This is a genomic window from Intestinibaculum porci (genome assembly GCF_003925875.1).
Classification (GTDB): Bacteria; Bacillota_I; Bacilli_A; order Erysipelotrichales; family Coprobacillaceae; genus Intestinibaculum; species Intestinibaculum porci.
On the sequence record NZ_AP019309.1, the window covers coordinates 276,917 to 297,780 of the forward strand.

The 20,864-nt window shown below is 40.4% G+C and carries 19 protein-coding genes; 13 read left to right on the forward strand and 6 right to left on the reverse strand.

Annotated features, from left to right (window positions below; translation table 11 throughout):
- Positions 1-169: 169 nt before the first annotated feature.
- From SG0102_RS01350 to SG0102_RS01395, 10 genes are all read left to right on the forward strand, one after another.
- Positions 170-1,429, forward strand: a complete 1,260-nt coding sequence (locus tag SG0102_RS01350) for an extracellular solute-binding protein (protein ID WP_125118284.1) — start codon at positions 170-172, stop codon at positions 1,427-1,429.
- A 53-nt stretch (positions 1,430-1,482) separates the two neighbouring features.
- Positions 1,483-2,856, forward strand: a complete 1,374-nt coding sequence (locus tag SG0102_RS01355) for a carbohydrate ABC transporter permease (RefSeq protein ID WP_125118285.1) — start codon at positions 1,483-1,485, stop codon at positions 2,854-2,856.
- Complete coding sequence (locus SG0102_RS01360; protein ID WP_125118286.1) at positions 2,856-3,731, forward strand: sugar ABC transporter permease; 876 nt, start codon at positions 2,856-2,858, stop codon at positions 3,729-3,731. The genes SG0102_RS01355 and SG0102_RS01360 overlap by 1 nt, the downstream gene beginning before the upstream one ends.
- 4 nt (positions 3,732-3,735) lie before the next feature.
- On the forward strand, positions 3,736-5,367 hold the full coding sequence (locus tag SG0102_RS01365; RefSeq protein WP_125118287.1) for a type 2 periplasmic-binding domain-containing protein: 1,632 nt from the start codon (positions 3,736-3,738) through the stop codon (positions 5,365-5,367).
- A gap of 197 nt (positions 5,368-5,564) precedes the next feature.
- Complete coding sequence (locus tag SG0102_RS01370) at positions 5,565-6,263, forward strand: response regulator transcription factor (protein ID WP_125118288.1); 699 nt, start codon at positions 5,565-5,567, stop codon at positions 6,261-6,263.
- Between the two features lie 9 nt (positions 6,264-6,272).
- Positions 6,273-8,441, forward strand: a complete 2,169-nt coding sequence (locus SG0102_RS01375; RefSeq protein WP_125118289.1) for a sensor histidine kinase — start codon at positions 6,273-6,275, stop codon at positions 8,439-8,441.
- 112 nt (positions 8,442-8,553) lie between these two features.
- Positions 8,554-10,413 carry a tRNA uridine-5-carboxymethylaminomethyl(34) synthesis enzyme MnmG gene (mnmG, locus tag SG0102_RS01380; protein ID WP_125118290.1) on the forward strand — a complete coding sequence of 620 codons (1,860 nt, stop codon included), beginning with the start codon at positions 8,554-8,556 and terminating at the stop codon, positions 10,411-10,413.
- A gap of 1 nt (position 10,414) precedes the next feature.
- Positions 10,415-11,113, forward strand: a complete 699-nt coding sequence (gene rsmG / locus SG0102_RS01385; RefSeq protein WP_125118291.1) for a 16S rRNA (guanine(527)-N(7))-methyltransferase RsmG — start codon at positions 10,415-10,417, stop codon at positions 11,111-11,113.
- Positions 11,114-11,122: 9 nt separating this feature from the next.
- Complete coding sequence (locus SG0102_RS01390; protein WP_125118292.1) at positions 11,123-11,917, forward strand: ParB/RepB/Spo0J family partition protein; 795 nt, start codon at positions 11,123-11,125, stop codon at positions 11,915-11,917.
- Positions 11,889-12,302, forward strand: a complete 414-nt coding sequence (locus SG0102_RS01395) for a hypothetical protein (RefSeq protein ID WP_125118293.1) — start codon at positions 11,889-11,891, stop codon at positions 12,300-12,302. The genes SG0102_RS01390 and SG0102_RS01395 overlap by 29 nt, the downstream gene beginning before the upstream one ends.
- Before the next feature lie 22 nt (positions 12,303-12,324).
- On the opposite strand, the gene SG0102_RS01400 is transcribed toward SG0102_RS01395, so the two are convergent.
- On the reverse strand, positions 12,325-13,356 hold the full coding sequence (locus SG0102_RS01400; protein ID WP_125118294.1) for a lactonase family protein: 1,032 nt from the start codon (positions 13,354-13,356) through the stop codon (positions 12,325-12,327).
- Between the two features lie 179 nt (positions 13,357-13,535).
- Between SG0102_RS01400 and SG0102_RS01405 the strand changes: the two genes are divergently transcribed.
- Both SG0102_RS01405 and SG0102_RS01410 read left to right on the forward strand, forming a co-directional pair.
- On the forward strand, positions 13,536-14,027 hold the full coding sequence (locus SG0102_RS01405; RefSeq protein ID WP_125118295.1) for an Lrp/AsnC family transcriptional regulator: 492 nt from the start codon (positions 13,536-13,538) through the stop codon (positions 14,025-14,027).
- A complete protein-coding gene (locus SG0102_RS01410; protein ID WP_125118296.1) occupies positions 14,027-15,196 on the forward strand; it encodes an aminotransferase class I/II-fold pyridoxal phosphate-dependent enzyme in 1,170 nt (389 codons plus the stop codon). Before SG0102_RS01405 ends, SG0102_RS01410 begins: the two co-directional genes overlap by 1 nt.
- Positions 15,197-15,206: 10 nt before the next feature.
- Here SG0102_RS01410 and SG0102_RS01415 read toward each other — a convergent pair whose 3' ends face one another.
- From SG0102_RS01415 to SG0102_RS01435, 5 genes are all read right to left on the reverse strand, one after another.
- A complete protein-coding gene (locus tag SG0102_RS01415; protein WP_125118297.1) occupies positions 15,207-15,611 on the reverse strand; it encodes a hypothetical protein in 405 nt (134 codons plus the stop codon).
- Between the two features lie 71 nt (positions 15,612-15,682).
- Positions 15,683-16,321, reverse strand: coding sequence for an epoxyqueuosine reductase QueH (locus SG0102_RS01420; RefSeq protein ID WP_125118298.1), 639 nt, complete (start codon positions 16,319-16,321; stop codon positions 15,683-15,685).
- Positions 16,305-17,345 carry a tRNA preQ1(34) S-adenosylmethionine ribosyltransferase-isomerase QueA gene (gene queA / locus SG0102_RS01425; RefSeq protein WP_125120749.1) on the reverse strand — a complete coding sequence of 347 codons (1,041 nt, stop codon included), beginning with the start codon at positions 17,343-17,345 and terminating at the stop codon, positions 16,305-16,307. Before queA ends, SG0102_RS01420 begins: the two co-directional genes overlap by 17 nt.
- 10 nt (positions 17,346-17,355) lie before the next feature.
- Positions 17,356-18,489 (reverse strand): tRNA guanosine(34) transglycosylase Tgt, encoded by a 1,134-nt coding sequence (gene tgt / locus SG0102_RS01430; protein ID WP_125118299.1) that lies wholly within the window; start codon positions 18,487-18,489, stop codon positions 17,356-17,358.
- Between the two features lie 57 nt (positions 18,490-18,546).
- Positions 18,547-19,395, reverse strand: coding sequence for an AraC family transcriptional regulator (locus tag SG0102_RS01435; protein WP_125118300.1), 849 nt, complete (start codon positions 19,393-19,395; stop codon positions 18,547-18,549).
- A gap of 183 nt (positions 19,396-19,578) precedes the next feature.
- On the opposite strand from SG0102_RS01435, the gene SG0102_RS01440 reads away from it, so the two are divergent.
- Positions 19,579-20,847: an ABC transporter substrate-binding protein gene (locus tag SG0102_RS01440; protein ID WP_125118301.1), complete on the forward strand. Its 1,269-nt coding sequence runs from the start codon at positions 19,579-19,581 to the stop codon at positions 20,845-20,847.
- The last annotated feature ends 17 nt before the right edge of the window (positions 20,848-20,864 follow it).

Below are 20,864 nucleotides of genomic sequence, written 5' to 3' on the forward strand. Positions count from 1 at the left end.
GAGACTCCTCCTTTTTACATAATCTTTATATCAATTTATGATGATCTTCATTTTCATTTCTCAAAAATCTTATATGTTTCAAAAATTCGTGATATGTGATGAAAGCGTTTATAAATCTATAATAAGCTTGTAAAGAAAAAAGAGTCACAACAACTCAGGAGGAATTTTTATGAACACAAAGAAAACATTAGCTGCAGCCCTTGCAGCAACTACAATGTTTGGTCTTGTTGGCTGTGGCAGCTCATCAAGTTCAAACACAACATCTACTAAGAAAGCAGAAGATAAAGCTTTAACAGCTACGATGACAGTCTGGTCACCACAGGAAGATCAGTCTAAAGCAAATGGTAACTGGTTAAAGAAAGAATGCGAAGCTTTCGCTAAAGAACATCCAAAGTGGAAATTAACATTCAAATATGGTGTATGTTCAGAAGCTGATGCTGGTAAGAAAGTTACTCAGGATGTTTCTGGATCTGCCGATGTTTATATGTATGCAAATGACCAGTTAGGTACATTGATTGATGCCAAAGCTTTAGCACAGTTAGGTGGGGATACTTTATCAGAAGTTAAGAGTACAAACTCATCTACAATGTTAAAATCTGTAACATCTGATGGTAAAGTTTATGGTATTCCTTTCACTGGTAATACATGGTTCATGTACTATAATAAAGCAAAATTCTCTTCATCAGATATCAAGTCATTAGACACGATGTTAAAGAAAGGTAAAGTTGCTTTCCCAGTATCTAACTCATGGTACTTAGGTTCATTCTACGTTGCTAACGGCGGAACAATCTTCGGTGATGGCAGCAAGGCTAAGAAAGGCATCCAGTTCGGCGGCGATAAAGGTTATGCTACAACTAAGACATTAGTTGACTTGGTGAACAACAAGAACTTCTCAGATGATGCAAACGGTTCTGGTTTATCAGCATTACGTAATAAGAAAGTTGATGCATACTTCTCAGGTTCTTGGGATTATGATGCAGTTAAGAAAGCCTTAGGCAAGAACTTCGGGGCTGCGCAGTTACCAACTGTTAAGATCGACGGTAAAGATCAGCAGTTAAAATCATTCGCAGGTTCTAAAGCAATCGGTGTTAACCCTAACTCTAAGAACATGGAAGTTGCTGTTAAATTAGCTGCATACTTAGGCGGCGAAAAAGCGCAGAAAGATCATTATACTTTAAGATCAATCATCCCATGTAATACTAAATTATTAAAAGAATCAGACATTAAGAGTGATCCATTAATTGCAGCTCAGAACAACACAATTAATAATACTTCAATCTTACAGCCTACTATTACTGAAATGGGTAACTACTGGACACCAGTAGAAACATTTGGTAAAGCTTTAGTTGCAAAACAGGTTAATGCAAGCAACTACAAGAAGAAAACCGATGCATTCCAGAAATCTTTAAACACTGATGTCACTAAATAAGATGAACGGTCTCTTCTAGAGACCGTTATCGTTATTAGAGAAGGAGATTCTATATGAAATTCAAAAAGAAAAGAGTGAGCGAGTTTGCCACCCCTTATACCGTCTCTGATGCCTGGAAAAAAGGTGACGGGGTCACTAAAGCATCGTTTTGTGTAATGGGTCTTGGCTTACTGGCTAAAAGAAGATATGTAAAAGGTTTGATTTACCTGGGCATTGAAGTTGCTTTCTTAGTTTTCATGTTCGCTCAGGGCTTTGCAAATATCGGCGCTTTACCAGGACTGGGCAGTGTTGCTCAGAAACAGGTTTGGAATGATGCCAAAGGAATTTATGAATATTCCCAGGGGGATAATTCATTACTGATCTTGTTATATGGTATTGCTACACTGTTTATCGTCATTGGTTTCATTCTGTTATGGCGCTCTTCCGTAAAGAGCTGTTATAAAGCGCAGAAACTGATGGAAGAAGGAAAACATTTAAATACCTTCAAACAGGATGTTAGTACTTTATTTGATGAAAACTTACATTCACTGTTATTAGCTGGGCCAGTCACTGGGGTTTTGATCTTTACGATCTTACCACTGGTTTTCATGATTTCGATGGCCTTCACAAACTACAGTATCAAAGGGAACCATCTGATCCTCTTTGACTGGGTTGGCTTAAAGAACTTTGCGACTGTTTTATCTTTAAAATCTAGTATCGGTCAGGAATTCTGGGGTGTCTTAGGATGGACCTTAATCTGGGCTGTCTTCGCAACCTTCCTGAACTACTTCTTTGGGATGATCTTAGCGATCGTCATCAACCGTAAAGAAACACATGCGAAATCATTCTGGAGATTCTGCTTCGTTTTATCAGTTGCCGTTCCACAGTTCGTTTCTTTATTAATCATGCGTACAATGTTACAGCCTCAGGGTGCGGTCAATGTCTTATTAAAGAATGCTGGTTTTATTTCTACCTCTTTACCATTCTTTACCAATACCACTTGGGCTCGTGTCACTGTTATCGTCATCAACTTATGGGTTGGTATTCCTTATACCTTATTACAGGTAACCGGGATCTTACAGAATATCCCAGCTGAATTATATGAATCTGCTAAGATGGATGGGGCAAGTCCAGTTGTGACTTTCTTCAAAATCACTTTACCTTATATGTTATTCGTGACAACACCTTATTTGATTACAACCTTTACTGGTAACGTCAATAACTTCAACGTCATCTACCTGTTATCAGGCGGGGATCCAACGCCTGTTGGCGGTACAGCCGGGAAAACCGACTTACTGGTTACCTGGTTATACAAGTTAACTATTGATAAACAGTATTACAACATTGGTGCCGTCATTGGTATTTTAACATTCATCGTTTTAGCAATCGTTGCCTTAGTTACTTATCGTAACTCCGGCAGTTATAAGAATGAGGAGGGATTCATGTAATGGCTAGAAAAGCAATCACTAAGTCTTACAAAACAAAAAAGAGAATCGTGAATGTCATTGTGCATGTCTGCCTGGCCATCTTAGCCTGCATCTGGCTGCTGCCAATCTTCTGGGTTGTTTTAACATCCTTCAGAGCAGAACCAGGTTCTTATGTAGATACATTCTTCCCTAAGACTTACACATTCAATAACTACATTAAATTATTTACTGATACCAACATCTTAAACTTCCCTAAGATGTTCCTGAACACTTTGATTATTGCCATCTTTTCTTGTATCATCAGCTGTTTCTTCGTCTTATCAGTTGCTTACTGTATGAGCCGTTTAAGATTCAAAGTCAGAAAACCATTTATGAATATTGCGATGATCTTAGGATTATTCCCAGGGTTCATGTCAATGGTCGCTGTTTACTACATCTTAAAAGCAGTTGGTTTATCAGAAGGAGCGATGATTCGTGTCGCTTTAGTATTAGTCTATAGTGCCGGCAGTGGTGTTGGTTTCTACATCGCTAAAGGGTTCTTTGATACTATTCCAAAGGCTCTTGATGAAGCGGCTTATATCGATGGGGCCACAAAATGGCAGGTCTTCACTAAGATCACCATCCCACTTTCTAAACCAATCATCGTCTACACTGTTTTAACATCATTCTTAGCACCATGGCTAGACTTCATCTTTGCACAGGTCATCTGCCGTGCGAATGCCGATTACTTCACTGTTTCCATCGGGTTATGGAACATGCTGCAAAAAGAATATATCGACCAGTGGTTTACAAGATTCGCAGCCGGAGCCGTTTGCGTTTCTATCCCAATTGCGATATTATTTATCTATATGCAGAAGTACTATGCCGAAGGTATGTCTGGGGCAGTGAAAGGATGATGTTATGTTACGAAAAGTATTCTTTATAATACTTTCCTTAATGACAATTACATCTTGTACAACGGGGTCGCCACGCGACTCCTTTGTCGCGTCTAAAGATGCCTCCGCCACGCCATATGGAAAATATGAAAAAACCATTACATATACGTTAGGGAATCTGACTGGGGATAAAAATTCCAATATGCCAAGTGGTGACAGCTATGAAAATAATGCTTATACCCGTTATCTCAAAAAGATGCTCAATGTGCAAAACAAGGATGTCTTTGAAGCGTATGATAAGGACTATACCTCTTCCGTTGAACATGCCATTTTAAGTAAGAAGATTCCGGATGTCATGATCGTCGAAAATACTGATGATCTGGATTATTTGATAGAACATGATATGATCCAGGATTTAACAGCCGCTTATCGCAACTGTACAACTGATCGGATCAAAGCGATGTACAATTCCTATGGTTCTTCTATTATGGATATGGTGACTTATCATGGGAAGCTTTATGCGATGCCGGAAACCAATATTGATGATGGCCCCAATCTCTTTTGGTGCCGCTCTGACTGGCTGCAGGAATTACACTTAAAAGCGCCCAAAACATTAAGTGATGTCGAACACATCGTGAAAGTCTTCCAAAAGAAGAAACATACAGATGGGTTATTAGCAGATACTTCCTTAACGGCAGGAACAGGCTATTCCAGCGAATATCTTTTGAATCTCTATTTTGCCAGGGCCAATGTATATCCTAAACAATGGCTGAAAAGCAATGGCAAGATTACTTATGGATCGATCAATCCTAATGCGAAAAAGGTTTTAGCGCATTTACATAAACTGTATAAAGAGGGCATTTTAGATCGGAATTTCTTATTACGAACTTCAGCCAATATTACGCAGGAGATTATCGATGAGAAATGTGGCGCTTTCTTTGGCCCTTGGTGGGTGCCTAATAACCCCTTAGTGGATGCGGTTAAGAAAAATCCGCAGGCGAAATGGGCCCCTTATCGGATCGCCACCAGTAAAGATGGGACAACTTCGTATCATTCGATTAACCCATCAACGAAATATGTGGTTGTCCGAAAAGGATTTAAACATCCCGAAGTGATCTTTAAAATCATCAGTGTCATCTTTGATTACCTGCGTTATGAAAATAAAGATGTCAGCAGCATTAACCGTTACTATGCCTTAAATGTCGATCCAACAGCTAGACCAATCGCCATTAATGTCGATTATGCCAATGCCTTAAGCCGCAGCTATCAGAGTATCACCCATATCTTAGAAGGCGGTAAAATCACCGATGATATTTCTTCCAGTGATGTGTCATATGCCGGGGCCTGCCAGGATTACTTAGCTAATAAGCGCGAAAACAGAGCAGAGAACTGGGCAGCTTATACCACACGTATTGAAGCTTTAAAACTGTTAGATACGAAGAAGATTCAACGGGTACAATGCGTCTTCTTCGGCTCAACGCCAACTTCAGAAAAGAAAGGCTATTATCTTTCCCAGTTAGAGCAGGATACCTATCTGAAGATTATTTCCGGGAAACTTCCAGTAAACAGCTTTGATGACTTTGTCTTACAATGGAAAATGCATGGCGGTGACCAGATTACCAAAGAAGTCACAAAGTATAATCAATCGAAATCCTAAAAGTCGTGTCTTTTCAAGACACGGCTTTTTAAGTAAAAGAATATCAAAAGTCATTTGAAAGATATTTGATCGGCTAGTGCTTTTATCCCGAAAGGGATTTTTTTGCGTTATAATGTCATTGTTTAGAATTATTTAAGAATTACACCAATGATTATTTAATGATTCTCACCTAGAATAAAAGTGCGAGGAGGGGAAGTATGGAGCACAAAGTATTGGTTGTTGAAGATGAAGAAGGAATTCGTGCCACGCTCAAGATTTTCTTAAAAAATCAGGGATATGAAGTGGTTGAAGCGGAAAATGGTAAAGTTGCATTAGAGCGTTTAGATGAGACAATCCATTTAGCGATTGTCGATATTATGATGCCGGTGATGGATGGTATTACATTCGTGAGTAAGTTACGAGAAAGCTATGATATGCCAGTTATCTTCTTGACGGCGAAGTCCGAAGATATTGATAAGATTACTGGTTTGAATTTAGGGGCGGATGACTACGTCACCAAACCTTTTGAACCGATGGAACTGATGGCGCGTGTCAAAGCGCAGCTGCGTCGTTATGAACAAATTATTTCTTTAAAGACCAAAGAGGATCGTGATGATTCTAGACTGATTGTGGGGGACTTAGAATTAGATTTATATGCCCATGAAGTGCATGTGAATGGAAAAACGACCCGTTTAACGAAAAAGGAATTTGATATTCTCAAATTATTAATGGAAAGTCCTGGACGTATTTATAGTGCTGAAGATATTTATGAAAATGTCTGGCAGGAAGCGGCGGTCAATACCGAAACGGTGGTTGTTCATGTCCGCAAACTGCGAGAAAAAATTGAAGTGAATCCTCGCAAACCGGAATATTTAAAAGTTGTTTGGGGGATTGGCTATAAGATTGAGAAAATGTAGGTGATTGAAATGAAGAAAAAAGTAATCATTGGGATTTATGTTGTTTTATTAGTGGCCGCGACAGTTATCACATCCGTAGGCTTCTGTTTTAATGCGACTCATATTGATCGGGTTGAATTAGATAAAAGTAATTTACGCTATAATATTGGTCAGCTGATTCTTTATGAAGGCAAACAGGCTGATCCACACTATCAGTATTTATCGTTTGATAAAAGTGTTTCGAAAAAGAAACGCGCTGCCTATAAGAAAACGATCACAAAGATTATGGCAGATTACACAAAGAATATGCGCAGTAATGATGATATCAGCTATGTCACAAAAAATGAGAATGGTGATTTAAAGGAAGCCCATGTTCCAGAACAGTTCCATCACAAGAGCTTAGATATGACGCTTACCTATGATCAGAAAGGACGCATTTCTGGTAAGAAATATACTTCGCTTTATGATGAATTTGATGGGGACTATGTCAATTTATATACCTCGATTGGTTATAATACGACGATTGGTTCAGATGAAATTACGAAATTAACAGCGGCTATTGAACAAGGGAAAGTCTCTATCAATAATCCAAGTAATATGACCATTACCATTCAGGTTCCACAAAAGATCACGACTAATTATATGCGTTATATTTTAAATCTGTCTGATCAGGCTGAGTCTTTTATTGAAACGGCCTTTCTTTTATCCGGCTTGATCATTATTCTCTTTATGATCATTGTACCATTGAAGATTAGTGAAACGATCGAGCCTTTCAAAACTATGAAAAACTGGTATTTCATTGCGAATGCCTTGATTATTGCCTTAGGTGTATTCTTCAGCAGTCTGATTATCCGTCAGTTCTTTGCAGGAATGATCGATCTCTATAATGGTCAGAGTATGAGCAATACCTTCCTCCTTGGCTTAAGTATGAAGCAGCCAGAGAATACAGCTCTGATTGGTTTTATCTTTGCCCTGCCGTCCTTAGTGATCTATTTCTTAGTTTCTGTTTTCGGCTTTGGCCTTAAGTATATCTTAGTGCATATCAAGACATATTTTAAAGATCATACACTTATTGGAGCGATGATCCGCCATGTGAAGAAACAGTCTGATGTCCTGATCAGAGAGACAATGGATGATCCCCATAATAAAGCCATTGTCAAACTGTTTGCTTTACACTTAGGTGTCATCATCGGCTTAACGATGTTGCTCTTTATCTTCTCGTCTGTTTTCTATATGTACACCATGTACACCCTTCATCCTTATCGCAATCTCTTTATGATCTGGTTAATCATGATGGTGATCTATGGCTTTGTTGTTGCAAATACCATTATTAAAAAGATGTTATCCATCAAACAAAGCTATCAGCGTTTAGTCAGACAGGCTCAGGATTTATCGCGTGGTGAATTTGTGGAAGTTGCAGATGACTTAGGCGTGTTCAATAGCTTACGTGATGAAATGAACCATGTGAAAGAAGGTTTTGAGAAAGCCGTTGAAGAAGAAGTGAAGTCGACCACCATGAAGACCGAACTGATTTCTAATGTCTCCCATGACTTAAAAACCCCACTTACTTGTATCAAGAATTATGTCATTCTCTTAAAGGATGCGAAAACCCCAGAAGATACCAAGGAATACACGACGCAGATTGAAAATTATACCAACCGTTTATCAACACTGATTGAAGATCTCTTTGAAGTATCCAAAGTCAATTCCGGCAATGTCACTTTGCATGAAACCTCTCTTGATTTATTAGCGTTATTAGATCAGGCGGTTGTAGAAAATGAAGAAAAACTGGAAAGTAAATCATTACGTGTGATTAAAAAAGCGGATTTAGAGAAAGCGATGTGTTATTTAGATGGAGAAAAAACCTACCGGATCTTAGATAACTTACTTGGCAATATCGCGAAATATGCAATGCCTCAGACCCGCGTCTATATTGATGTGACACACGATAAAGAGCACGTATCCATTGCCTTGAAAAATATTTCTGAAGCGGAAATGAACTTCACCTCCGAAGAAATCGTTGAACGATTTGTCCGCGGGGATAAGTCACGCCATGTCGCTGGCTCTGGTTTAGGTTTAGCGATTGCGAAAAGCTTTACTGAAGTGCAAGGCGGAACCTTTGCCTTAGCGATCGATGGTGATATGTTTAAGGTGACCTTAACTTTTACCTTAGAAAAACCAGCGACGCAAGATGAATAATCACGATGCCCTCCTAATTAGGAGGGCATCTTTTTGGCTTTTTCATGGTTTCATGCATCTAATTGTCAAGCCAGGATAATTATGCTAAAATCAAACGGAAAGAAGGTAGCCTATGTATGATGTAATCGTTGTTGGGGCTGGTCATGCCGGTATTGAGGCATGTTTAGCACCCGCAAGAATTGGTAAAAAAACATTATTAGTCACATCTCATTTTGCAAATGCTGGTCAGATGCCTTGTAATACGGCCATCGGCGGTCCGGCAAAGGGGATTATCGTGCGTGAAGTGGACGCTTTAGGCGGACAGATGGGGAAAAGCGCCGATGCGAATTATACCCAGATGAAGATGTTAAATACGGCGAAAGGTCCAGGGGTCTGGGCTCTTCGTGCGCAGGAAGATAAAAAAACTTATCCACGCTATATGCAGAAAGTGCTTAAAGAGCAGGAAAACCTCGATATTATTGAAGCGATGGTTGAAGATCTGATTGTCGAAGAGAATACATGTAAAGGGGTTATTCTTGAAGACGGGCAACGGATTGAAGGGAAAACGGTTATTTTAACAACGGGGACTTATTTAAAAGCAGAAATCTTAGTGGGCGATCAGAAGACCCCTAGCGGTCCTGATCAGGAACGTTATTCTAAGTTCTTATCTGATAAATTACGTGATTACGGTTTCCGTATTCAGCGTTTAAAGACGGGAACGCCGCCACGTATTAAAGCAGAAAGTATCGATTTCTCAAAAACCAGTGTTCAGCCTGGAACGGATGCGAAACTATCATTCTCTTATAGCACCAAGACATTTACGCCTCTAGCAGAGCAGGATGTCTGCTATTTAACGTATACAACTGCAAAAACTCATCAGCTAATTCGTGATAATTTATCAAAATCATCGATGTATTCAGGCATCGTGAAAGGGGTCGGACCACGTTACTGCCCTTCGATTGAAGATAAGGTCGTCAAGTTTGCAGATAAGGAACGTCATCAGTTATTCTTAGAACCAGAATCACGAGAAACGAACTCTATTTACTTACAGGGCTTCTCTACATCTATGCCTCATGATATTCAGGAACAGATGGTGCATTCGCTGCCGGGCTTAGAACATGCGGAATTTTTAAAGTATGCCTATGCGATTGAATATGATGCCATTGATCCTTTACAGTTATGGCCATCATTAGAAACCAAAGTCATTAAAAACTTATATACGGCAGGGCAGATCAATGGTACCAGCGGCTACGAAGAAGCGGCGGGGCAGGGCCTGATTGCCGGCATTAATGCGGCGAAGAAAGTGGATGGCATTGCGCCATTAATTCTTAAACGAAATGAAGCATACATCGGGGTCCTGATTGATGACTTAGTCACCAAAGGCACCAAAGAACCTTATCGTATGTTAACGAGTCGCGCGGAATACCGTTTATTATTACGTCATGATAATGCGGATGAACGTTTAATGAAATACGGTTATGAAGCGGGCTTAGTCAAAGAAGAGACATATCAGGAATACTTAACGAAGATGGATCATATTGATCAGGAAATTACGCGTTTAAGTACCTTACGTTTTACGCCTAAAAGTGAGATTAATGAACGTATTGAAGAATTAGGGTCAACGAAATTAAAAGAAGGGATCTCCGCTAAAGTCTTACTGCAGCGTCCGGAATTAACTTATGATAAGATCAAAGATTATTTGGGCAACGTTGATTTAACGGATGAAGAAAGACTGCGCGTGACCATTAATATTAAGTATAAAGGCTATATCGATAAAGCATTAAGACAGGTAGAGAAAGTCAAAGCGATGGAAGAAAAACATATTCCGGAAGATATTGACTATGATCAGGTGATTAACTTAGCGTTAGAAGCGAAACAGAAGTTAAAGGAAGTACGCCCGTTAACCGTTGGTCAGGCTTCGCGTATTTCCGGGATTAACCCCGCTGATATCTCCGTCTTACTGATTTATCTGAAGTCAGAATATGGAGAATAATATGTTTGATATTGAGGAAGCTTTAGAAAAACAGCATATCACTTTAACTGCCCATCAGTTAGAACAGTTTGCCTGTTATTACGACATGCTCGTTGAATGGAATGAGAAGATGAACTTAACCGCTATTGTTGATCGTGAGGGAGTTTATAAGAAACATTTCTATGATTCCTTAACAATTGCCTTTGATTATGATTTTACGGATCAGAGTATCGTTGATGTCGGCGCCGGCGCTGGTTTTCCGAGCATTCCTTTAAAGATTCTTTATCCCTCTTTAAAGGTGACCATTGTCGATAGCTTAGGCAAACGCATCACTTTCCTCCATCATCTCATAGAAGCATTAGGCTTAGATCATGTTTATGCCATTCATGGCCGCGCCGAAGAATTTGCGAAAGGGCATCGTGAAAGCTTTGATATTGCGACCGCGCGCGCCGTCGCCAGACTCAATATCTTAGATGAATTATGTCTGCCATTAGTCAAAGTAGATGGTGATTTCTTAGTTTTAAAAGGCAAAGCAGGCGCTGAGGAATATGAAGAAGCAGCCCAGGGCATCACAACTTTAGGCGGGCGCTTAGTGAAAGATGTAGCCTTTACCTTAGATGGGGATGACGATCATCGTCATAACCTCATTATCCATAAGGTGAAAAAGACGCCTGCAAAATATCCTCGCGCTTTTGGAGCAATCAAGAAGAAACCGCTCTAGGAGGCTATTATGAAGAAGAATACTTACAAGTTTATTGATATTAATCGGATTTCTCCGAATAAAGATCAGCCTCGTACCCATTTCGAAGATGAAAAGATTCAGGAGTTAGCGGAATCGATTAAAGTGAACGGATTATTACAGCCGATTGTCGTGCGTCCTTATGGCGGCTTTAAACAGTATCAGATCGTTGTTGGCGAGAGGCGTTATCGCGCCTGTAAATTAGCTGGGATCAAAGAAGTACCCGTGCTCATTCAGAAACTGAATGATGAAGAAACGGCCAATGCGGCTTTAGTAGAAAACATTCAGCGCGAGAACTTATCTCCGATAGAAGAAGCTTTGGCTTATGCCTCCATTATGGATAGCCAGAACTTAACGCAGGCGCAGGTGGCGGAAAAGATGGGCAAGAAACAATCAACGATTGCTAATAAACTCCGTTTATTAAAACTTTCGCCAACGGTTCAGCAGGCGTTAAAGGAAAAACAAATTTCTGAACGCCATGGCCGGGCGTTGTTAAAGATTGAAAATATTTCGGAACAGAATAATCTGCTTAAGAAGATTATCGCCAATAACCTAACCGTCGAAGAGACGGAACGGCTGGTGAAAGCAACGTTAGAGCCGCCGAAGAAAAAGAAAAAAGGGACCAGCAAAGCACTGTCCCAGAATGTGCAGATTGCTTTAAATACCTTGCCTTTAAAAGATATTAATAAAGCCGTTAAAACAATCAATGATTTTGGTATTGATACCAATGTCGATGAAGAGGAGACGGATGATGCTTATGTCATCACGATTAAAATTAAGAAGTAGTCTGCTGATCTTATTTTTGCTTGTCGGCTGCATGCAGGCTCGTAAGCTCAATGTTGATGGTCTTTATGCCTATGTGCATCACATTAAACATCATACCTATGTCATTGGTTATCAGATCACGATGCCTAAAGATGACAGCTTAAAGATCAATCAGTTAAAAGTCACTTATATGACAAAGCTGCCCTTAGATCGCACCCATCAGGTGAAAGCATCAGATCGCTTTGCGGTGAAGACCAGCAAACAATCCAAGATGACCTATTACTATTATCATAGTACGCATGGTTTTTTAAAGCAGGATCAAACCTTGCTTGCGCAAACCAGATGCAGCTACGAGTACTTAGATCGTCGTGAAACCAAACGGATACAAAAAGTTATTATCAAATAATGGATCGGTTTATACCGATCCATTAATCATTTAAAGTCACACAGACAGGCTGTGGGATAGCACATTCGTAAGGTGTCATGAGCAGTTTTTCATTGGTTTCATCAAAGGTCATTAACTGCAGTTTATTATCTTCCTGACAAGCTACGACAAGATATTGATCATCAATAATATTGAAATCTCTTGGCCCTTTTGCGGTATGAACCATATACAGTAAAGACAGTTTACCAGATTCTTTATTGACGCGATACAGACATATCGAATCGTGACCGCGGTTAGAAACCATCAAGTGATCACCGGTGCTTGTCATCCGAATGGCGGCTGCGGCGGAGAAGCCTTTGAAATGATGAGGGATACATGAGACGTTCTGGACGAGTGAGAAACGATCATCATTGATTTTGAAAACCATCACACTGTTGGCAATTTCATTAACTAAATAGGCATAGCGGCCATCTTTAGAGAAAATCATATGACGTGGTCCGGAACCAGGAATAATGTTGACGCTATGTTTCTCATCAGCGACTAAATGTCCATCCTGATAACGGTACATGACAATCTTATCACTGCCTAAATCAACGGCATAGAGGAACTTATGATCAGGGGTGAAACCGACATTATGAACATGTGGTCCGGTCTGTCGCTTTAATAAATCAGGCCCAAAGCCCTGATGGCGGACAGCACCAATTTTATGATCAATGAGCTTATGTTTTAAGGCATAAGCAGCGGTTGCGCCGATATGATAGTTCGCCGCAAAGATGTAGCGCTGATCGGGGGAAATGCATAAATGGGTATAGCTGCGGCCGCTGGAAGAATAATTATTATTCAAGATCAGATCACCATGGACGATCGAGAAACTGCCCAGACCGCCGCCATCATTTTTGGCACTGGCATTTTTATAAGCCACATATAAAACATTGTCATCGGTAATCATGTAAGAAGGAAAATCCGGCGTTGCGACATGCCGTTTACATGTTAAGGTCAGCTTAGCCTGATCTAAATCGACAATATAGATGCCTTTTTCTTCTCCTTTGCCATAACTTGCAATATAAATATTCATTTTATCACCTGCTTTTCTTATCTTATTATTATGATATCACAGGGATCATTTATTGACCAACTTCTTTCGCAAAGAGAAAGAAAAAATCGGATCTCACGAAAAATTAGGAAATTTTTCGTGTTCTTTACACATTTTATCATTTGGCATATAATAAGAAAAACAAGCAAAGGAGACGAGCTATGGAAGATAAATTATTATTGTCTATCATGCAGAAAAATGCCCGTATTAAGATGCGTGATCTCGCTGCGGTATTAGATGAACCGCGGGAAAACGTCATCGATAAGGTCACGGAATTAGAAGATAAGAAAGTGATCTGCGGTTATCATACGGTCATTAACTGGGATAAGACGAATACCGATATCGTCACGGCTTTGATTGAAATCAAAGCCACACCAGAAAGAGAATTTGGCTATGATCGTATTGCCTCACGTATTTACAAGTTTGAAGAAGTAGAAACGATGTATTTATTAGCGGGACGCTATGATTTTGCCCTCATTATTCGTGGACATACTATGCAGCAAGTGGCACACTTTGTGGCCAGCAAGTTAGCGCCTATTTCTGGAGTTACGGAAACTGTCACGACGTTCGTCTTAAAGAATTATAAGAACAGCGGGATTGTGATGGTCGAAGATGAAGACGGCAAAAATGATCGATTGGTGGTGACACCATAATGGATTTTGAAGCGAAGTTATCCGATAAAGCAAAAACAATTAAACCTTCAGGGATCCGTCGTTTCTTTGATTTGGCGAATCAGATTGAAGGTGTCATTTCTTTAGGGGTAGGGGAACCCGATTTTACCACGCCGTGGAAAATCCGTGAATCGGCCATCTATTCCATTGAAAAAGGACGCACATTTTATACCGCCAATCGTGGTCTGATCGAATTGCGGGAAGAGATTTGTAAGTATTATGATCAGCGCTGGCACGTTAAATATGATCCGAAAACAGAATGTACGGTCACGGTCGGTGGTTCCGAAGGGATCGATATTGCCGTTCGGGCCTTATTAAATCCAGGGGAAGAAATGATCATCTTGGATCCTGGTTATGTGGCTTATGAACCAGCCGTCTTATTATCTGGCGGGGTACCAGTACGGATTCATCTGGAAGAAAAAGATCAGTTTAAACTGACCCCAGAAAAGCTCAAAGCCGCGATTACTCCCAATACGAAGCTGATGTTGATCAACTACCCAGGTAACCCAACGGGTGGCTTTATGACCCGTGAGGACTATGCCAAGATAGTGCCGATTATCAAAGAATCCGGCATTATTGTCATCTCTGATGAAATCTATGCGGAATTAAGTTATGAACAGGAATTCTGTGCTCTTGCCTCATTCCCGGAAATTCGTGATCAGGTTATTACGATCAGCGGTTTCTCGAAAGCTTTTGCGATGACTGGCTGGCGTTTAGGTTATGTCTTAGCCAACCCGGTCTTATCGAAAGCGATGACGAAAATTCACCAGTACATTATTATGTCGGCACCAACGGGTGCACAGTATGGGGCCATTGATGGTTTACGTTACTGCGCTGATGAAGTGGAAGAAATGCGCAATGCCTATCTATCGCGACGTAACTATTTAGTGCGTGAGCTTAATGATATGGGCTTAAAGACCTTTAAGCCGCAAGGGGCTTTCTATGTCTTCCCATCGATTCAGTCGACAGGCTTAACCTCAGAAGAATTCTGTGAAGCCTTATTAAAAGATCAGAAAGTAGCCTGTGTTCCAGGTTCAGCCTTCGGCGAAGGCGGTGAAGGGTTTATTCGTATCTCTTATGCTTATTCCTTAGAAGAATTAAAGATTGCCATGAGTAAGATGCGTTTATTCTTAGAACATCTCAAAAAGTAAAGCAGAGATCCTAATCGATCTCTGCTTTTATACTGTTATGGAAGGCATCATAAATATAAGCCTCCGCCTTTTCCAGGTGAAACATTTTTAACTGAAAATGGGTTGTCTCATTAAAGTAACGACAAAGACGCGGTGAACGTTTCTTTGCGAGGATACTGTATTCTTCTTCATCAAAGACGAGTGTGCCGTGATAAGAAAAATAGTGATGATCTTCCCGATAAGCCAATAAGGATACCACCGGGTTATGACATAAATATGGATAGAGGGGACTTTGATCACTGATGCCAAACATCAGTTTGTGATCATAGTACATATGAATGCGCAGCGGTTCAATCATTGAGCCGACGCTAATATAAAAGACTTTGGCATCATGTAAAAAACAGTTAATCTGATAAATGTTGTAATGTCTATCCATAAAATGTACCTCATTGCTTTATTATATCGTACTAAAGCTAAAAATCCTAGCATGTCCCATGAAAAAGAAGATCATTGATGATCTTCTTTTTGATGCACTCTTGCTAAACTTTCCTGATAGGAATACACACAGCCGCAGTAGCTTTGACGATACATATGATAAGCTTCAGCCGTCTGCACTGATTTCAGATAACCATTGCGTTTCTTAAAATCGGAAGGCAGGAACTTGAGATGATCATCGGTAAAGGAAAGACCAATCTCATTGATCCAGCGGGATATTTTATGTGGTGAAACGGATAAGACGGTAGTCCAGTAATCAAAGTTGTGCGCTAAAGCATAATCATGGGCCCGCGTCATCCGCATTTCGTAACAGAGATGGCAGCGTTCGCCTTTTTCTCCGGTATCCTTTAACGGCGCTAATTTAGCCGTATAGGCCTGTAAGTCATAATCATCTTCCACCACTGTGATATGACGATTGTTGTTGGCATTGAATTCTGGGATGAATGTTAATAATTCATCACGCCGACGCAGATATTCTTCTTCCGGATAAATATTGGAATTTGAATAGAAGATGGTGATATCAAAGTACTCGCTGAGTTCTTTGATCACATTACTTGAGCAAGGGCCGCAACAGACATGAAGCAGAAGCGTCTTACGACCATCTAACTTCTTTAATTCTTCCTGCATCAGGAGATCATAATTCTGTTTCATTGGTAATAAACATCGCATCGCCAAATGAGAAGAAGCGATACTTTTCCTTTACTGCAATGTTATAGGCATGCAAAATCTTTTCCCGGGAAGCTAACGCTGAGACTAACATAATTAAAGTCGACTTCGGTAAGTGGAAGTTCGTGATCAGACAGTCAATGGCTTTAAAGGTATAACCAGGATAGATGAAAATATTGGTATTTTCATGGGCAGCGGTAAACTTGCCATATTTAGAGACATTCGCTTCAAGGGTGCGGCATGAGGTTGTACCGATGGCAATAATCCGTCGGCCTTCCGCTTTGGCTTTGTTTAAACGCTCAGCGACGTCTTCGCTGATTTCATAGTATTCACTATGCATGTGATGTTCTAAGACATTTTCCACTTTGACTGGTCTAAAGGTGCCTAAGCCGACATGTAAAGTAACATCTTCGACTTCAATTCCTTTATCACGTAACTTCTGGAATAATTCTGGGGTGAAGTGTAAACCAGCCGTTGGCGCAGCGGCGCTGCCTTCGACTTTCGCATAGACCGTGTTATAACGATCTGGATCATCTAATTTTTCCTTAATATAAGGTGGTAATGGCATAATCCCTAACTGATCTAAGACTTCAAAGAAGATGCCTTCATAGATCATTTCTAAAATACGGATGCCTTCTTCGCGGACTTCTAAACATTTCGCTTTGAGGCGGCCATCACCAAAAGAGATTACGGTGCCCACTTTAATCGTCCGGGCATTACCGCATAAACATTCCCATACATCATCATGAGTGTTCTTTAATAATAAGACTTCAACATGCGCATGGGTCTCTTCTTTGGTCCCAAATAAACGTGCGGGGATGACTTTCGTGTTATTACGAACTAACACATCACCGGGTTTTAAATAATCGATAATATCATAAAAGTGTTTATGAGTGACTTCCCCCGTTTCTTTATTTAAAACCATTAACCGGGAAGTATCTCTTTTTTTAAGCGGGGTCTGCGCAATGAGTTCATGCGGCAGATCATAATCAAATAATTCAATATCCATAGATTCCATATTAAAAGGCCCTTTCATAAACATCTCGTCCATAACGATCTAAGAATTCTTCCTTGAAATCGGCTAAGCGATCTTCCTGAATCGCCTGACGGATGTCTTTCGCTAAGTCTAATAAGAAAGCGACGTTATGGATGGATAATAAACTCTTACCAAAGATTTCATCACATTTATGAAGATGTCTTAAGTAAGCGCGAGAATAATTTGTACAAGTATAACAGTGACACATATCATCAACCGGAGAAAAATCATATTTGAATTTCTGATTGTTGATGTTCATGCGGCCATGATGGGTCATGAGTGCGCCATGACGCGCCACGCGGGTTGGTAAGACGCAGTCATACATATCGATGCCGCGTATCGCTGATTCGATTAAGTCGATCGGATTGCCTACGCCCATTAAGTAACGTGGTTTATCTTCTGGCAGCCACTTCACGCTGTCTTCAATCATTTTATACATAACATCTTTAGGTTCACCAACCGATGTTCCACCAATCGAATAACCAGGGAAATCCATCGCCGCTAAGGTTTTAGCGGCTTTTTCGCGTAAGTCTGGATATTCGCCGCCCTGGACAATACCAAATAACGCCTGATCTTCTCTGGTGTGCGCTTCTAAACCACGTTTAGCCCAGCGCAAAGTACGATCGACGCTGCGTTCCATATATTCTCTGGTGGCTGGATAAGGGGCACATTCGTCAAATGACATGATGATATCAGCCCCTAAGTCTTCCTGAATCTTAATTGATTTTTCTGGCGAAAGGAAGAGCTTAGAGCCATCGACAATCGATTTGAAGGTGACGCCTTCTTCTTCAATCTTTCGTGTTTTCCCTAAAGAGAAAACCTGGAAGCCGCCGCTGTCAGTGAGGAGCGGACCATCGTAGTTCATAAATTTATGTAAACCGCCCGCCATTTTGACAACGTCATTACCAGGGCGCAGCCATAAATGATAAGTGTTGGCTAAGACAACCTGGGATCCCATCGCTTTTAACTGTTCAGGGGAGATCCCTTTGACGGTCGCAAGGGTGCCGACCGGCATAAACATCGGGGTTTCTACATCGCCATGGGGGGTATGTAAAATGCCGTAACGAGCTCCCGTCTGGGCATCTACATGTTTTAATTCATACCAAAAATCTTTCATATTTACCTCCAAAATTTGCATTGTCTATTATACACATTTTTCCTCATTATGACAAAATTATCGTTCCCGATTTGCTTTGCGCCACTGCATGGGCGAGAGGCCGTAAACATTTTTGAAAGCGCGGGAGAAATGGAGCTGATTTTCATAGCCAACGGCCTGGGAGATATCGGCGATATGCATCTCTGTCCGCTTTAAATATTCACTGGCTTTGATCATCCGATAATTAAGTAAAAAAGACTGTGGGGTTTTGCCGGTTTCGCGTTTAAAGAGTTTTCCAAAGTAAGAACGATTAAGACCGATATTATTGGCGATATCTTCAATCGAGATATTATACATATAATTCTGCTCGATAAAAACCATCGTTTCATGCATATAAAAATCAGCGAGACGGTTACCGGAATGCTGCTCAGTGACTTTAATGGAGCGCATCATATTATCTAAGACTAAATAGAGATGGCCGATCAGATCAAAAGGGGTGGCGTTTTTACTTGTGGCGATATAGACCATATTTTTTACCATCTCTTTATGCAAATCTTCATACATATAGTGATAGATGGGCGAAGAAATCGTTAAGCCTACGGTATCTAAGGCTTCTTTCACGCGTAAGCCGTCAAATTCAATCCACATATATTCCCAGGGGTCCTGTTCATCGGCAATATACATCGTCACCTGTCCAGGAAAGATCATAAAGCCATCGCCAGCTTTTAAATGGTATTTGATTTCCGCTCCTTTATCATTATTAGCTGAAAGGACACCTTTGCCTCTTAAGATATAGTGGAAAAGATAATGATTTCTGGTGGCGGGACCAAAAAGATGCGATGGTTTGCACACTTCTCCGCCATACTGGTAGAGACTTAAATCGATAAATGTTTCATTGGGGAAGATGGAAAATTGCCAATCTTGCATGTGTATCACCTCACATGACATTATATCATGAAGCGTCCTAATATCACAATATTCGAGGGAATAATCACATAATGGGATAAAAAGAGCGCTTTCAAGATATTCTATGTCGCATAATGAGATGTTACACTATAGGTGCCAAATGAAAAAACAGCTGTTTAGGTAAAAAACGAATGGGAGGGCAATATGAAACTCAAAAAAGTTATGCGTTTTCTTCTGGCGCTGACGATGGGCTTATCCATTGCTGGATGTGGATCATCGTCATCGAAGAAAACAACCATCGAAATTGTTTCCTACAAACAGGAAGCCGCAACTTATTTTGACAAAGTTGCGAAAGAATTCAATGCCACACATAGTGATATTGAACTCAAGATCTCTTCACCAAATGATGCAGTAACCGTTATGAAAACACGTTTTATCCGTGAAGATTATCCGGATATTATCGGCATTGGCGGGGATGCGACATTCTCAGAATTTGTTGATGCTGGTGTTTTAGCGGATGTCTCTGATTTCTCAGGTATCAAAAAGATCAAAAAAGCATATATTGATATGCTTGATCAGCTGGAATATGTCCCAACCAAAGGCACATACGGAGTACCTTATGTAGCGAATGCTTCAGGGATCCTTTACAACAAAGCGATCTTTAAAAAGTATGGCTATAAAGTGCCAAACACTTGGAACGAACTGATGGCGTTATGTAAACAGATGAAAAAAGATGGCGTTTTACCATTCTACTTTGGGTATAAGGATACCTGGACAACGATGGCGCCATGGAACTCCTTAGCTGTTTCCTTAGCTCCAGCGAACACCACCCAAAATGTCAATGCGGGGAAAACAACCTTTACAAAGGAATATGATGAAACCGCTGAAAAGATTAAGACGTTATTAAAGTATGGCGAAAAAGAAGTCGCAGCCTATGGCTACAATGATGCCTGCACGGCTTTCGCAAAAGGGCAGTCAGCGATGTACACGATCGGTTCTTATGCCATTCCTCAGGTCTTATCATCCAATCCAAAGATGGATATCGGCTCTTTTGTCATGCCGGCTAATAATGATAAAAACAAGAATAACTTAAACTCTGGGATCGACTTGATGTTCGGAGTGACGAAAGCCTGCAAGAATAAAAAAGCAGCTTATACGGTCTTAAATTACTTATTAGCGAAAAAGAACTTACAGAAATATATCAATGCCCAGATGTCATTACCTTGCCGTACTGGTAACTTCACTTTACCTAAGCAGTTTGATGATATGAAACCTTGGATTGATAGTGGTAAGATGGTCGACTATCAGGATCACCACTATCCATCAACGATGGGCTGTGATGCAATCGTTCAGAGTTATCTCTTAAAAGGTGATAAGAAAGCCTTCTTAGCGAAATGGGATCAGGACTGGAAACGTTACAACCGTGATATTATCCGTAAGGTTCAGGAATACAATAAAACACATCAAAGCTAGGAAAGGAAGAGAAACGT